The sequence below is a fragment of the Vibrio sp. 14G-20 genome, assembly GCF_026241515.1.
GTDB lineage: Bacteria > Pseudomonadota > Gammaproteobacteria > Enterobacterales > Vibrionaceae > Vibrio.
The window spans coordinates 1-14,864 of record NZ_JAPHPW010000034.1; the positions used below are offsets into that span (position 1 = coordinate 1).

The 14,864-nt window shown below is 45.8% G+C and carries 11 protein-coding genes; 5 read left to right on the forward strand and 6 right to left on the reverse strand.

The window, feature by feature from the left end; genetic code table 11:
• Positions 1–126: 126 nt before the first annotated feature.
• Positions 127–2,253: a methyl-accepting chemotaxis protein gene (locus OQJ75_RS20620; RefSeq protein ID WP_265974370.1), complete on the reverse strand. Its 2,127-nt coding sequence runs from the start codon at positions 2,251–2,253 to the stop codon at positions 127–129.
• A 193-nt stretch (positions 2,254–2,446) separates the two neighbouring features.
• Positions 2,447–3,367, reverse strand: coding sequence for a histone deacetylase (locus OQJ75_RS20625; protein WP_265974372.1), 921 nt, complete (start codon positions 3,365–3,367; stop codon positions 2,447–2,449).
• Between the two features lie 262 nt (positions 3,368–3,629).
• Between OQJ75_RS20625 and OQJ75_RS20630 the strand changes: the two genes are divergently transcribed.
• Together OQJ75_RS20630 and OQJ75_RS20635 are read left to right on the forward strand one after the other, a co-directional pair.
• A complete protein-coding gene (locus OQJ75_RS20630; protein ID WP_265974373.1) occupies positions 3,630–4,316 on the forward strand; it encodes an SDR family oxidoreductase in 687 nt (228 codons plus the stop codon).
• Between the two features lie 7 nt (positions 4,317–4,323).
• On the forward strand, positions 4,324–5,325 hold the full coding sequence (locus OQJ75_RS20635) for a DUF3080 domain-containing protein (RefSeq protein ID WP_265974374.1): 1,002 nt from the start codon (positions 4,324–4,326) through the stop codon (positions 5,323–5,325).
• 18 nt (positions 5,326–5,343) lie between these two features.
• Here OQJ75_RS20635 and OQJ75_RS20640 read toward each other — a convergent pair whose 3' ends face one another.
• The 3 genes from OQJ75_RS20640 to OQJ75_RS20650 form a co-directional block, all read right to left on the reverse strand.
• Complete coding sequence (locus OQJ75_RS20640; protein ID WP_265974375.1) at positions 5,344–7,356, reverse strand: DNA topoisomerase III; 2,013 nt, start codon at positions 7,354–7,356, stop codon at positions 5,344–5,346.
• A 115-nt stretch (positions 7,357–7,471) separates the two neighbouring features.
• Positions 7,472–8,020 carry an NAD(P)H nitroreductase gene (locus tag OQJ75_RS20645; RefSeq protein ID WP_265974376.1) on the reverse strand — a complete coding sequence of 183 codons (549 nt, stop codon included), beginning with the start codon at positions 8,018–8,020 and terminating at the stop codon, positions 7,472–7,474.
• Positions 8,021–8,240: 220 nt separating this feature from the next.
• Positions 8,241–10,250, reverse strand: coding sequence for an NADPH-dependent 2,4-dienoyl-CoA reductase (locus OQJ75_RS20650; protein ID WP_265974399.1), 2,010 nt, complete (start codon positions 10,248–10,250; stop codon positions 8,241–8,243).
• A gap of 279 nt (positions 10,251–10,529) precedes the next feature.
• Here OQJ75_RS20650 and sppA point away from each other — a divergent pair, with 279 nt between their 5' ends.
• Together sppA and ansA are read left to right on the forward strand one after the other, a co-directional pair.
• Positions 10,530–12,380 (forward strand): signal peptide peptidase SppA, encoded by a 1,851-nt coding sequence (gene sppA, locus OQJ75_RS20655; protein ID WP_265974377.1) that lies wholly within the window; start codon positions 10,530–10,532, stop codon positions 12,378–12,380.
• Positions 12,381–12,498: 118 nt separating this feature from the next.
• Positions 12,499–13,515: an asparaginase gene (ansA, locus tag OQJ75_RS20660; RefSeq protein ID WP_265974378.1), complete on the forward strand. Its 1,017-nt coding sequence runs from the start codon at positions 12,499–12,501 to the stop codon at positions 13,513–13,515.
• A 143-nt stretch (positions 13,516–13,658) separates the two neighbouring features.
• On the opposite strand, the gene OQJ75_RS20665 is transcribed toward ansA, so the two are convergent.
• Positions 13,659–13,940: a YeaC family protein gene (locus tag OQJ75_RS20665; protein WP_010437067.1), complete on the reverse strand. Its 282-nt coding sequence runs from the start codon at positions 13,938–13,940 to the stop codon at positions 13,659–13,661.
• Positions 13,941–14,053: 113 nt separating this feature from the next.
• Between OQJ75_RS20665 and OQJ75_RS20670 the strand changes: the two genes are divergently transcribed.
• Positions 14,054–14,860, forward strand: coding sequence for a DUF2989 domain-containing protein (locus tag OQJ75_RS20670; protein ID WP_048615118.1), 807 nt, complete (start codon positions 14,054–14,056; stop codon positions 14,858–14,860).
• Positions 14,861–14,864: the final 4 nt, after the last annotated feature.

Genomic DNA, 14,864 nt, shown 5'->3' on the forward strand with positions numbered 1-14,864 from the left:
CCGGCAACCGTTAATAGCGGTTCTAGGGTTCAAATCCCTATCCCTCCACCACATTGAAGAAAGCCGCTGAGAAATCAGCGGCTTTTTTGTCTCTGCCGTTTGCGCAACGAACTTACGCAGTTTCTACTACGCCACCTTTCGGCTCACTTCAAAGCGTCCAATCAATTGGTCTAAGCGGCTCAATGCATTGCCCATCAAAGAAACTCGACGTGCGAGTTGCTTAGTAGACAGTTGTAAGTCAGATATTGAACGTTGGGCTTTATCTGCCGTTTGTCCGTTCTTCTGACTGTTTTCATCTAAGTTAGACATCGTGGTAAAGAGATCACTCACCGCTGCTTGAATTTGCTCACTGCGGGCGTTTGAGTCGACTGTTAAGTTTCCTTTACTCACATTCTCCACGCCTCGCTCCATAGACTCAACAGCACTGCGAGACTTACTATGCAGCTCTTTCATTAGGTCACTAATATGGTTCGCAGCTTGTGAGGTGCGGTCAGCCAGTGTTCTTACTTCAGAAGCGACGACAGAGAACCCTCTCCCGTGTTCACCTGCTCTTGCCGACTCGATGGCCGCATTCAAGGCCAAAAGGTTAGTCTGCGCGGTGATGTCAGTAATGATATCTATAATGTCAGACACCTTGGTCATTTCATTATTCACCTCATTCACACTATGCGCCGAGCTCTCTACGATATTACGAACAATCTCCATGCCTTCGACGGACTGATTGTATTCCTTCTCCGCACTCAGAACTGCTTGTTTCATCACCGTGTCCATTTGCGTAGCTGAGACACTCGCATGAGTAATTTCACTCTGTTGATACTGACTCAACTGAAGCATATTTCTTAACGCTTGTGATGCATCATCACTGGTTTGTTTCATTACGACGCTGCGACGAAACATCGACTCCGAAACCTCTCTAACTTCGTGACTCGCATGGATCAACTCACTCACCGTGTTATCTAAATTGTCGATAAAACTGTTAGTCCAGCGCCCTAAGTTGCCAAGTTCATTATGACTGAATGTGGTGGGATCAAGTCTCCGACTTAAGTTGCCATCACCTTCGGCTAAGGTCTGCATTACCCCGGTCATTTCGTGAATCTTCTTCGCTAATGGTTTGGCGCTAACTAAACGGAATAAGCCCAATGAGAGCAACGCGCAAGCGAACATAATGCCGCTCTGCATAACAGGTGTGAGTGTATAAAGGTTGGCAAACAGTAATGGAACAAATAGAGGCAGTAGCATGCAGCTGATGAAGTGCTTAGATAAGGTATAACTTAGGCTTCGGTCTCTGTAGACCTCTTCTAAATCGGACTCACACATCATGCCAAAGGTATCTGGTGAACCATCCAATTGAAAGGTGATACCTTTGCCAATAACGGGTATGTGGCGATAGTCGGAATACCCGGGATAATCTATAAACAGGTTACTGCCATTTTTAATGGTTTCTCTTACGCCTGGGTGAAGCTGATTAGTGGCTGGGTCCGTAAAGCGAATCTCAAATTCGGTGTGCTGCTGGATCTTAACCGTTCCCCAATCAGTATGAATCCCTTGCTTTAAGTTCTCGCCGTGTGAAAAAGTATTATCTTCAAAGCGAGAACGAGAGAGCGCAACCCCCGGCTGAGTATGAGGATCATGAATGGAGTCGACCATAAAGATATAGTTATCACCCGACTCGCTATAAATATGCCCCGCTTCTCTCTGAATAATGTCACCAATAACATCATTAGGAACACGACCACATAGGAATTGCTGGGCACCTTCATCCCGAGAAAAGGGGACATAAAACATCAGCGTTACTTGATCATGAAACGATGAACTCGACGCTCCCACGTTCAACGTGCGTGGATCCATATACGGCCCATGAAGATAACGCTTTGAAGCTCCTTCAACTAAAGCCTTCTTATCTCCAAGAGTAACCCCAATATGCTCATGATAACTCGATGCTTGTGCGATCCCCTTGGCATCGACGATCGCCAACTCAGAAAAATCCGTACTGCGTTTAAGAAGGCTAGCTAACGTCCCCTGTGCTTGCTCTTCCGTTCGACTTGCCAAATAAACAGCAGAGTCTTCTAAAAAATCCCATTGATTCTTGACCCAGTTATGCAGAAGTTGAACTCGCGTGTGAGCAATACTTTCAAAAGCTTGTTCAAGCTCCTCCGTCCTACTTCGATTGAGGAAACAAGCTCTGCGCATAGCCAGTTTTCCTGTTGCGCCAAACCAATTAAGCCAACTACGTTCCTTGTCCGTCAGGTTCATTTTTATCCCTTGTGTTTTTATAGACACATGGGTAAAGCAATTTACAGACCATAATTAATCACACAAATACGTAACTAATTAATAAAAAAGCACTTTATATGAATCACAATGGTGCAAGCGTGTCTTTTATGGTGCAAAAGGCGCTTATTTCACACCATCATTTCAATGAACTATCAGTCGCTAATTTGAGAGGTTAACCGTAAACATGATAAGCCGCTTTTAACAGCTGCATATGAATCGGCACCAGATCTTGATGTTGAGTGCGGTACCCGCCACCGACTACGCAGGCCATCGGAATAGACTCTGATCTCGCTAATTCAATCATGAAACAGTCGCGCTCAAATACCCCTTGTGTCGAGACATTCAAATAACCCAGTTCATCGTCTTGATGGATATCGATCCCCGCATCATAAATAATCAGATCAGGTTGATGGTGAGCAATCGCTAACTTAGTGACTTGTTCAAAACAACGCAGAAATTCTTCATCTTCAGTTTCACGACTTAATGGCACATCTAAATCTGATAGCGGCTTTCGTGCAGGGAAGTTTTTATCGCAGTGGAACGACAGAGTAATGATGTCGTCGTTCTCTTGGCAAAGAGTTGCTGTGCCATCACCATGATGAACATCGCTGTCGACGATAAGTACTTTATCGATATGTTCAAAGGTCAGCGCGTGTTTTGCCGCTAAAACCAAATCGTTCAACAAACAAAAGCCACTGCCAAAATCATGATGCGCGTGATGATAACCACCACTCAAATGAATCGCTAACCCACTCTCTATTGCCATTTCAGCGGCCAAGCAGGTTCCACCACTTGAGTAGAGTGTTCTTTCGATAAGTTGCTCGCTCCACGGGAATCCGATACGTCTCATCTTTGCTGCAGGCAAATTACCAGACACGAGCAAATCGACATATTCGCTATCATGTACTTGTTTTACTTGCTCAACTGAAACTGGCGTTGGTTGGCACACTTCAAACTTGCTCTTCCATCGAGGTTCACGATCCATCAGCGCCTCAACAGCACTATGCAACAACTGATATTTGTTGATTGGGTAGCGATGGCCTTCTGGTAAAGGTAACTGTGAATAGATTGGGTGGTAAATTAAAGGAATCATAATCAGGTTAATTGCGTATCTTTCTCAAAATCATAACAGTCTCAGGCTTGGCGACAACCTGAATTAAAGATAATGGTTATCATTGGCATTAATTATAAAGTAGGGACAACAATGAAAAACGTAATACTCATCTTTGGGGTGATCTGCGGCTCAGCGGCAGCAGTAATGATTTTTGTAGGAATGCTAATGGCCAGTTGGTGGAGCGTTGATTTTCTCGTGTTAAGCCATCAAACTTAACTAATTGAACTGAAAAGGAATCACCATGAGCGTTATTTTTATTACTGGAGCGAACCGCGGCATTGGCTTAAGCCTGACTCAACAATACTTGGAAGGTAATCACAAGGTGTACGCGACTTATCGTGATACCCATTCAGCAAAAGAACTGCTCTCACTCGCAGACCACAACACCAACCTGACCTGCATTCAATTAGAGATAACCGATTACCAAGCAGTTGGCCAGCTCTCTTCGCAAATAGAGTCGATTGATATCTTGATCAACAACGCTGGCTACTATGGTCCTAAAGGCTATGGGCTGGGTAATACCGATGTTGAAGAGTGGCGTCGTGTATTCGAAGTCAACACCATCGCTCCACTGAAGCTTGTCGAAACGCTATTGCCTTTATTAGAAGACAGCGATATCAAAAAGGTCGCTTGTCTATCCTCTAGAGTCGGCAGCATGACCGAAAACACCTCAGGCGGTGGTTACATCTATCGCTCCTCTAAAGCAGCTCTAAACTCCGTGGTAAAGAGCCTAAGCAACGACTTAACCGAGAGTGGCTTTACGGTGTTAGCACTGCATCCAGGTTGGGTACAGACTGAAATGGGCGGACCAAACGCTCTGATCGACACCGACACTTCAGCTTCCGGCCTTATTAAAGTCATCGAGTCAGCGAATACCGAAGTGAGTGGTCACTTCTTCAATTTCGATGGCAGCGAAATAGACTGGTAATCCACAGATGAATGCAGGGCATCTCTCAAACCTAGTTAAGCACTCAACGCTGTTTTGTCTAACAGTGATGCTAACTGGCTGTTTCAGTGATGGCCCCGGCGACTTGTTCGACGACTATCAAACCAAGATAGCCAGAGTACAAGATGCTGACGAGATAAAAGAGGAATGGGAATTTGAAAGCCTACCGAGAAAACGAGAACTGCTGCTTGACGTGCCCTCACTCTCTATCGGCCTCATCGACAGCTACCAGCTTCGTCAGTGTGGATTGTTCAATCTGATTGCAGAAAGAAATTCGGTTCTAGGCAAGGTGGCGGATGAGTTTCGTAACTACGATTATCAAGTCGCGCTACTTGAAGGCGTGGGCAAGTGTTTATCCAGTAATGAATTAGACCCAGAGATCGTAGAATTGCTAAGAGAAATTGAGCAACAGAAACTCGCACAGTTTCCGCTGCACCAATGGAATCTCATCTATGCCAGCGATGCTATGCAGTCTCAGATGCGTGGTAGTCAGTGGTTACGCGCTGATATTGGCGAGCAGGTACGACAAACCAGTGATGCCTTACAACATATCAATCAAGCGTTAAACATCCCGCTCGTTGCCGGCAAAACCATTGAGGTTCAAGAGGTATTAGAGAAGAGCTCTACGCTCGGAGATTTATACTACTCGCTCACGCGAGCTTCGGCCGAACTTGATACCATCACCAAACAGCTGACAACTTTTGATGACAATATCATCTGTGGTAAACAACGAGACACCACTAAGTTTCGTTATCTCAACAATGTGTTTGAGCAACAATACATTGGCAAGGTTCAGCCTTACATGGCGCAGCTGGATGGCTACTATCAACAGTTAGCCCCGCAACTAGGAATGTTTGACGCGCAACCTGAACTGCACAGTTATTACTTTCCCATCCAAGATGCACATCAAGTTTTTCGAGCATCAACTCGTCGCCATGTCGACTATTGGCAGCAACTGTTTAAACGTTGTGGGCGCAAAGTCGGACGTTAATCCCAACCTCAATAAGTCTTAGCTTTTAGTGCCCTTCTTAGCGGAAGTACTTTTCTTAGCATAGGAACCATTCTTAGCATACGAACCGTTTTTGGCATAAGACTTCTTCGCACCACCGCCTTTACGGCGTTTAAAAGCCGGTCTTTCGACTTTAGGAAGATGGCGGAGTGATTCAGGAACTTCTCCGGTTTTTACCTTGCCCATCAAACCATCAATCTTGCTTTCTAACGCTTGCATGAAAGGCTGATAAGCTTGATTTCGTTCTGCCATGCCTTGCAGCTGGTGCTCCCAATGTGCCGTCATGTCTGGGAAGGTAGAATCCTCAGGTAAGGCATGAATCAAGCCTCTGCCCGCAGGGCTACTGTGAATACTCTTACCTTGGCGCGTTAGCAGCTGCCTTTTGAATAGAGTATCGAGAATACCCGCGCGGGTTGCTTCTGTGCCAAGGCCATCGGTCTCTTTCAAAATGGCTTTGAGATCTTTGTTCGCAACAAAACGTGCGATACCTGTCATCGCTTGGAGCAACGTCGCTTCCGTGAAGTGCTTTGGTGGTTCGGTTTTCTTATCACCAATCACGCCTTCACGACACGTCAATACGGTTCCTTTCTCCAACGGGGGAACCGTATCCGTGCCATCACCTTTCTCTTCGGTGTCTGTTTTGCCCATCAACACTTTCCAGCCCGGGTTGATAAGCTGACGCCCTTTTGCGATGAACACACCACCAGCGATATCAAAGACCAGCTTAGCATCAGCAAAAACCGCAGGTGGGTAGAATTGCATCAAATACTGACGAGCGATTTGCTGATAGATTTTCATCTCGTTGGCAGACAAACCATTCACCGATGATTTCTTCGGTGTTGGGATTATCGCGTGGTGAGCATCAACCTTGCTGTCGTTCCATGCTTTTGATTTAAGAGAAAGATCCGCACCTTGAACACCACTTTGTAGCTCTTTCGCATTGTTAGCGATAGCATCCACGACCGACTCTCTTTGTGAGTAGTGATCTTTAGGTAGATAGCGGCTGTCAGAACGTGGGTAAGTGATGAGTTTGTGCTTCTCGTACAACGACTGACAAGTGTCGAGTACCTGTTGAGCACTCATACCAAAACGCTTAGACGCATCAATCTGCAAAGCTGACAGCGAGTAAGGCAGTGGCGCAGCTTGTTTACTTTGCTTTTGCTCTGATTCCGTTACCGTCGCGGGTTGATTCGCAATTCGGTTAGCCACGTTCTCAACCAGCTTTCGATTGAGCACTCGGCCTTCTTCATCTTGCCATGGTTTACATGCTTCGCTTGGTTTCCAACGTGCGCGAATATCAAAGCTCTGGCCGTTATTTTGATAAGGGATCAAAGCATGCAGAGTAAAGTAATCTTTCGGAATGAAGTTTTCGATTTCTTCATCACGTCTCACCACCAAACCAAGTACAGGGGTTTGCACTCGCCCTACTGACAACACGCCTTGGTAACCGGCTTTTTGACCAAGCAAGGTGTAAGCACGAGTCATGTTCATACCATACAGCCAATCAGCTCTAGAGCGTGCTAAAGCGGAAATAGACAGTGGGATAAAATCGCGATTGCTGCGCATTTGAGAGAGCGCACGCTTCACGGCTGGTAAGTTCAAGTCGCTGATCAGCAGCCTGTCCATCGACTCTTTCTTGGCCTTGGAAACCTTGCAGTAATCAATCACTTCGTCAACTAGCAACTGCCCTTCTCTATCCGGGTCACCCGCATGGACAATTTGTGTCGCGTCCTTCAATAGCTTTCGGATCACCGTGAGCTGTTTGCTTGACGTCTTACGAGGCCTCAACTGCCATTGCTCCGGCACGATGGGAAGATCTGCTAAGTTCCATTTCTTATAACGGTCATCATAAGCGTCCGGCTCAACCTGCTCCAATAAGTGTCCAATACACCAAGTCACCACATCCCCATTGCCACATTTGATAAACCCTTGGTCTTTCTTCTGTGGATTCGGTAGTGCAGCGGCGATCGCGCGGCCGAGGCTTGGTTTTTCAGCAATAATAAGGCGAGACATGTTTTTCCAGATGCTACAAACAATTAAGGCCACATTATCTAATGTGGCCCTAATAAATCAAGAAAAACTGGTTGTTTATACAGTTAGCATTCCACTATTCAAGCTTCGCCTTTCTTTATAAGAACTCGACGAACTTTGAGAAGTCACGTTCTGGCGCTTTCATTGGCGTACAGCCCGGAGTGCCTAGGTATAGGAAACCAACAATTTCATCGTCGCCTTCTAGGCCAAATGCTTGGTGTACTTCTGGGTGGAACATCCACTTACCTGAACGCCAAAAACCTTGGAAACCTTGAGCGACGGCTGCCATTTGCATTGCTTGCGCAGCACAACCCGCAGACAGGTGTTGTTCGAACGCTGGCACTTTTTCGTGCTCGGTCACTTTTGCAATCACGGTAATCACCATTGGAGCTCGGAACGGAGCTTTTTTTACTTTCTCGATAACCGCTTCTTCACTTTCGTCAGCTTGTGCGGCACGAACCAAGATATCTGAAAGCTTTTGTAGACCAGAACCTTGCGCGATAACAAAGCGCCATGGTGTTAGGGCGCCGTGGTCTGGAGCTCGTAAGCCCGCTTTGATGATGTTTTCTAACGCCACACCTTCAGGTGCTGGATCAGAGAGTTTTGCGATTGAGCGTCTGTTGAGCAATAGATCCAAAGCATCCATTTGAAGTCCTTACTAATTTTTATTGTTTGTATAATTGAACTGTAGCACAAAACACAAACGATAATAAATCTCAACAGCTGTCCATTTGAAGCCATATTTGAAACGACACTAGAAACAATAAAGGCTCCTAAATCTATGACTTAGGAGCCTTGTTTAATAGTCTAGTTCAACGGATTGAACGAGCGTGTCTATCGATATAATTACAGTTTAATCGCTGATTCTATAACTTAATCGCCAGCTCAACACCTTGGCGAATCGCACGTACCGCATCCAGTTCACCCGCGTAGTCGGCGCCGCCTATCACGTGTAGTTTGCCACCAAACTCTTGCCACATGTCTTCGAATGGACGAACAGAAACCTGACCCGCGCACACGATAACGGAATCGGCATCGAGTACCTGATCTTTCTTACCAACGCTGATATGCAGACCTTGGTCGTCAATCTTGTTGTAGCTCACGCCACCAAGTAAGTTCACACCACGTTTTTCTAATGTGCGTTTATGAATCCAACCTGTGGTTTTACCTGGGCCTTTACCGACACGCCCGACTTTACGTTGCATCACCCAAACCGTTTTATCACTGAACGAATCAGGGTAAGGATAAAGTCCCCCTGGGTGTTCCATATTCTTATCAATGCCCCATTCATGCAGCCAGTCATCCAAGCTGTGAGAAGTCGGCTCTGTCAGCATAGTTGCCACATCAATACCAATACCACCCGCACCAACAATCGCGACTTTTTCGCCTACTGGTGTCTTTTCGCGAATCAAGGTTTGATAGTCGACTACGTTTTCTTGATCTATCCCTTCAATATCAAGCTTTCGAGGTTCAACACCGGCCGCCATTACGACTTCATCGTACTTCAACAACATCTCAAACGTCGCTTCAGTATCCAGTTTTAAGTTCACGCCTGATGCATCTATTTGGTTAGCAAAGTAACGAATGGTTTCTCTGAACTCTTCTTTACCCGGAATCTGCATTGCCAATCTAAATTGTCCACCGATACGGTCATTTTTCTCTATCAGATCAACCTTATGCCCACGCTGTGCCAACGTTGTTGCACAAGCTAAACCTGCTGGCCCAGCACCGACGACGGCAATAGTTTTGGTCGCTTCGGCAGGTTGCACAACAATTTCAGTCTCGTAACAAGCTCGAGGGTTAACCAAACAACTCGCTCTTTTGCCTTTGAATACGTTATCAAGACAAGCTTGGTTACAACCGATACAGGTGTTAATGAACTGAGCTTGGTCTTGAGCCGCTTTATTAACGAAATCAGGGTCAGCCAAGAATGGACGAGCCATTGATACCATGTCGGCCTGTCCTGAACTGAGGATACGTTCGGCCTCTTCTGGCGTGTTGATACGGTTACATGTCACCACTGGGATCGACACGTATGGTTTAACTTTTTCCGTCACCCAAGAGAATGCTCCTCTTGGAACTTGTGTCGCAATAGTCGGGACACGAGCTTCATGCCAACCAATACCAGTATTGATAATGGTCACGCCCGCTTCTTCTAGCTTCTGAGCCAAAAGTACAACATCTTCGAACGTGCTGCCTTGCTCAACCAAATCCAGCATCGATAAGCGGAAAATAATGATGAAATCTTTACCCACCGCTTCGCGAATCGATTTAACGATCTCTAATGGGAAACGCATGCGCTTCTCATAAGAACCGCCCCATTCGTCATAACGCATGTTGGTACGTTTACAGATAAATTGGTTAATCAAGTAACCTTCAGAGCCCATGATTTCAATGCCGTCATAACCAGCAACCTGAGCTAGCTCTGCACTGTTGGCAAAAGCACCTATGGTCTTTTTAATTTGACGAGGGCTCATTTCACTCGGTGCAAACTTGGCGATTGGCGCTTTGATGCCCGAAGCACTTTGCGCGAATGGGTGCATTGCATAGCGGCCAGCATGCAGCAACTGAAGGGCAATTTTACCGCCATGCTTATGCACGGCCTCGGTAACAACTTGGTGAGCTTTTGCGTGCTTAACTTTACTGAACTCAGCACTAAATGGGGTCAATCTGCCACGTAAATTAGGAGAGAAACCACCGGTAACAATAAGGCCAACGCCTCCTTTTGCTCGCTCTTCATAAAACGCGGCAAGCTTGTGGAGGCCTTCTTTATTTTCTTCTAAACCCGTGTGCATTGATCCCATCAATACACGGTTACGTAACTGAGTAAATCCAAGATCGAGTGGTTCGAGTAAATGTGGGTACATGGCAGACATCACTTCTATTATTATATCCTTGTGGTCTGACCACAATATAACTCAATCACCAAAAGTTCAAACAACCGTTTACATTTTTGTAACACCGATCATAATGCTGAAGGTATTAATCGTTCAGAAACCCTTAATCTGTCTACACTTAATGAGAATATATATCGATTAACAATTCTTGGTGTAGTTTGAGCTTGGGAATTATCGTAGGATACTAAGCAGTTCATATTATTGAGATTAATGGTACTACGGCTTGTTAAAGCGACGTGATCTCACTGCGGAGACAGAATGAAAAAAATATTCAAATTTATAGGCATGATCTTTAAAGGGATTTGGAAGCTCATTACGTTTGTACGTCTTGCGCTGGTTAACCTATTCTTTTTACTCAGTATCGCCATCATCTACTTTGTGTACTTCCATTCAGATACGGCTCAACCGACGGTTCCACAGGATTCAGCTCTGGTGCTTAACCTGTCTGGTCCTATTGTGGAACAAAGCCGTTATATCAATCCGATGGATTCGGTCACAGGTTCACTGCTTGGCAAAGACCTTCCAAAAGAGAACATCCTGTTTGATATCGTTGAAACGATTCGCTACGCAAAAGACGATGACAAGGTTACAGGTATCGTTTTAGCACTCAAAGAGTTGCCAGAAACCAACCTGACCAAGCTACGCTACATTGCTAAAGCATTGAATGAGTTCAAAGCAACAGGCAAACCAATTTATGCGGTGGGTGACTTTTACAATCAAAGCCAATACTACCTAGCCAGCTACGCAACTAAGGTCTTCCTATCACCAGATGGTGGGGTTCTTCTTAAAGGCTATAGCGCTTACTCGCTTTACTACAAAACGTTGTTAGAGAAACTAGACGTAAACACGCACGTGTTCCGTGTGGGTACTTATAAGTCAGCTATTGAGCCTTTCATTCGTGATGACATGTCAGACGCAGCGAAAGAGTCCGCTTCTCGTTGGTTAAGCCAACTATGGGGTGCGTACGTTGATGACGTCAGCCACAACCGTCAGATCGACGCTAAAACACTAAATCCAAGCATGGACACCTTCTTGAAAGAACTTGAGTCTGTAGACGGTGACATTGCAAAACTGGCCGAGAAACTTGGCTTAGTGGATGAGCTAGCGACACGCCAGCAAGTTCGACTAGAGCTTGCCGATGTTTTCGGCAGTGACGGCCAAGACAGCTACAACGCGTTTGGTTACTACGAATACCGTACAACCATGCTTCCAGATATGACCAGTGAATCACACGACGTTGCCGTGATTGTAGCGAGCGGCGCAATTATGGATGGCAAGCAACCGCGTGGCACCGTTGGCGGAGACACCACAGCAGCCCTACTGCGCCAAGCACGTAACGACGATAAAGTGAAAGCAGTTGTACTTCGTGTCGATAGCCCAGGTGGCAGTGCCTTTGCTTCTGAAGTTATCCGTAATGAAATAGAAGCGATCAAGCAAGCGGGTAAACCGGTTGTTGTGTCGATGTCTAGCCTTGCGGCTTCTGGTGGTTACTGGATTTCGATGGGCGCGGACAAGATCCTAGCTCAGCCAACCACACTAACGGGTTCAATTGGTATCTTCAGTGTTATCACCACCTTCGAAAAAGGGTTGAACGATATTGGTGTTTACACTGATGGCGTTGGCACCTCACCTTTCTCTGGTCTTGGTATTACGACTGGGCTTAGCGATGGCGCGAAAGACGCGTTCCAAATGGGCATTGAAAACGGATACCGCCGATTCATCAGCCTAGTTGGAGAAAATCGCGGCCTAGAAGTCGATGCTGTCGACAAGATTGCTCAAGGTCGAGTTTGGACAGGTCAAGATGCGATTCAGAAAGGCTTAGTCGATGAGATTGGTGATTTCGATGATGCGGTTGCAGCAGCAGCTTCACTTGCAGAGCTTGAAAGTTACAACATCTACTGGGTAGAAGAGCCACTTTCGGCCACTGAACAATTTATTCAAGAATTTATGAACCAAGTTCAGATGTCGATAGGCCTAGATATTCAATCGATGATACCAAGCAGTTTACAGCCGGTTACTCAGCAGTTAGCTCAAGATAGCCAGCTGTTAGGCAACTTTAACGACCCACAAGGCCGATACGCTTTCTGCTTAAATTGCCAAGTTCAATAAGTTGAGCCAATAACTCAATAACTAAGGGGTGCCTCTGTGTGAGGTGCCTCTTTTTATTGCATGATAATTCGCTATAATCGCCCCCCTGTTCCCTACATCACACTAAGTATTAATCGCCATGGAAAGAAAACACATCTATATCGCGTACACCGGCGGCACAATTGGCATGCAGAAGTCTATTGACCACGGCTATGTTCCTGTCGCAGGTTTCATGGATAAGCAGCTAGCTGGCATGCCTGAATTCCATCGCCCAGAGATGCCTGAGTACACCATTCACGAATACTCTCCATTAATGGACTCTTCAGATATGACGCCACTTGATTGGCAGACTATCGCTGATGACATTCGCGCGAATTACGATAAGTACGATGGTTTCGTTATCCTGCATGGTACAGACACTATGGCTTACACTGCCTCAGCACTGTCTTTCATGCTTGAAAACCTCGACAAACCTGTGATTGTTACGGGCTCTCAGATTCCATTAGCAGAGCTTCGTTCAGACGGACAAGCAAACCTGCTGAATGCGCTACACATTGCAGCAAACTACCCAATCAACGAAGTGACACTGTTCTTCAACAACAAGTTGATGCGTGGTAACCGCAGCACAAAATCACACGCAGATGGCTTCAATGCGTTCACGTCTCCAAACCTGAATCCATTGCTAGAAGCGGGTATCAATATCCAACTTAGCAATAACGTCAAGGTAAACGAACAACCTGAAGGTGCTTTCAAGGTTCATAACATTACTCCGCAACCTATCGGCGTAATCACTATGTACCCAGGCATCTCACACGAAGTGATCCGCAACACGCTATTACAACCTGTTAACGCGATGATTCTGCTTACTTTTGGTGTGGGTAACGCACCACAAAACCCAGAGCTGCTTCAGCACCTGAAAGATGCCTCAGAGCGCGGTGTTATTGTGGTGAACCTAACTCAGTGTTTGGCAGGTAAAGTCAACATGGGTGGTTACGCGACAGGTTGTGCACTGGCAGAAGCGGGCGTGGTGAGTGGTTACGATATGACACCAGAAGCGGCATTGGCGAAGTTGCATTATCTGTTAAGCCAAAACCTAGGCTACGAAGAAGTGAAGGCTCAGATGCAACAAGTGTTGCGCGGTGAGATGAGCTTATAACCCATTCAAGGTTTCACGTTAACCCCAGTTATTCGATGATAATAACGGCGGCTTAACGTGAACTAAATCGTTTTATTGCTTATAAATAAACGAGTTAAACTAAAAGGGGTGGCACATTGCCACCCCTTTGTTGTAATTTAAGCTTAATGATTCGGGTTAACCCTAACAATGTCTTCTTGATCTGACTTAAACTGTTTCTTTAGTTCAGACTTAGATTTAAAGCTAATCTCACCACCAGCTGCAATTGTCATATGTTGAGCTTCAGAGTTATGTTTAGATTGGTATAACATAACCGCTTGCATACACGAGTCGCGCTGTTCTTTTGAGAGCGCCGTACCTTCTGGCCATTTACCCGTTTCAACTGCGTAGGTTAAACGTTCGTAGACCTCGGGTGTCATTGCGCTAAGAAGTTGTTCTGCATCCATGGTAAAGCCTTAGTTTTAACAATTTTCACCAGAAAATAACCCGTAACAGAATTGAGTCAAGAACCTGACCAATAATAAGTGCATCTGATCACAAGTGAAGGAATATGAAAATTATGAAATGGTTGGCGATTAGCCTATTGCCTTTCACTCTGGTTGGGTGTCTTGAAGGGAACAAAAATACCGATCAACTGTGCCAAAGCAATCCGGGTCTTCAGTGTGAACAATTGAACATGAACGATGGGCAATGTCGTGTCGCACGTACCGACCTCATCTGGCATCGATTTGAAGTTCAGAAGCAACCCACCGAAATCAACAAAATCAAAGAATTCGAATTAGTCACTGCCTACAAAAAGTGCCTAGAACTCGCGGCGCAGATCGAAACGATCGATCAATCTAAGCTGCAAGAGCGTCGCTTTACCTCTTTAATGCACAGTATCGAAGAGTCTGAGCGCATTGTTGATGAGCTATCGAAATCTGATACACCGGAAACGCTTTACTTCTTGTGGTCGCAAACTGGGGACACCAATGCCAGACGCAGCTTCCTACAACTAGAAGGCACTGAAGCGTTAAACACAGCCGAGATGCAATATGCCTTGGCAACCTTCTATACTACCCGCAATCATATAAAGACACTTAAGCTACTCAATAATGCGTTAACGCTTTCTAATGGCTCGGTAGCCAACACTGAAATCTTCAAGTCAATGGCCAGTATCAACCACAGCTTAGGGCATATGGAAAAAGCGTACGTTTGGGCGATGGTTGCCAAAGACTTTGATGTACCGATTGCTTCTGAAGCCGAGCTCACGGTGTTGTACCATTTCGACAAGGCAACCTATAAGAAGCTAAATAAAGACGCAGACAACATCGTCGAAGCGATTGAGGATGGAATTTACAGCCCTTCAATCGTCCCGAGTTACTGATCGC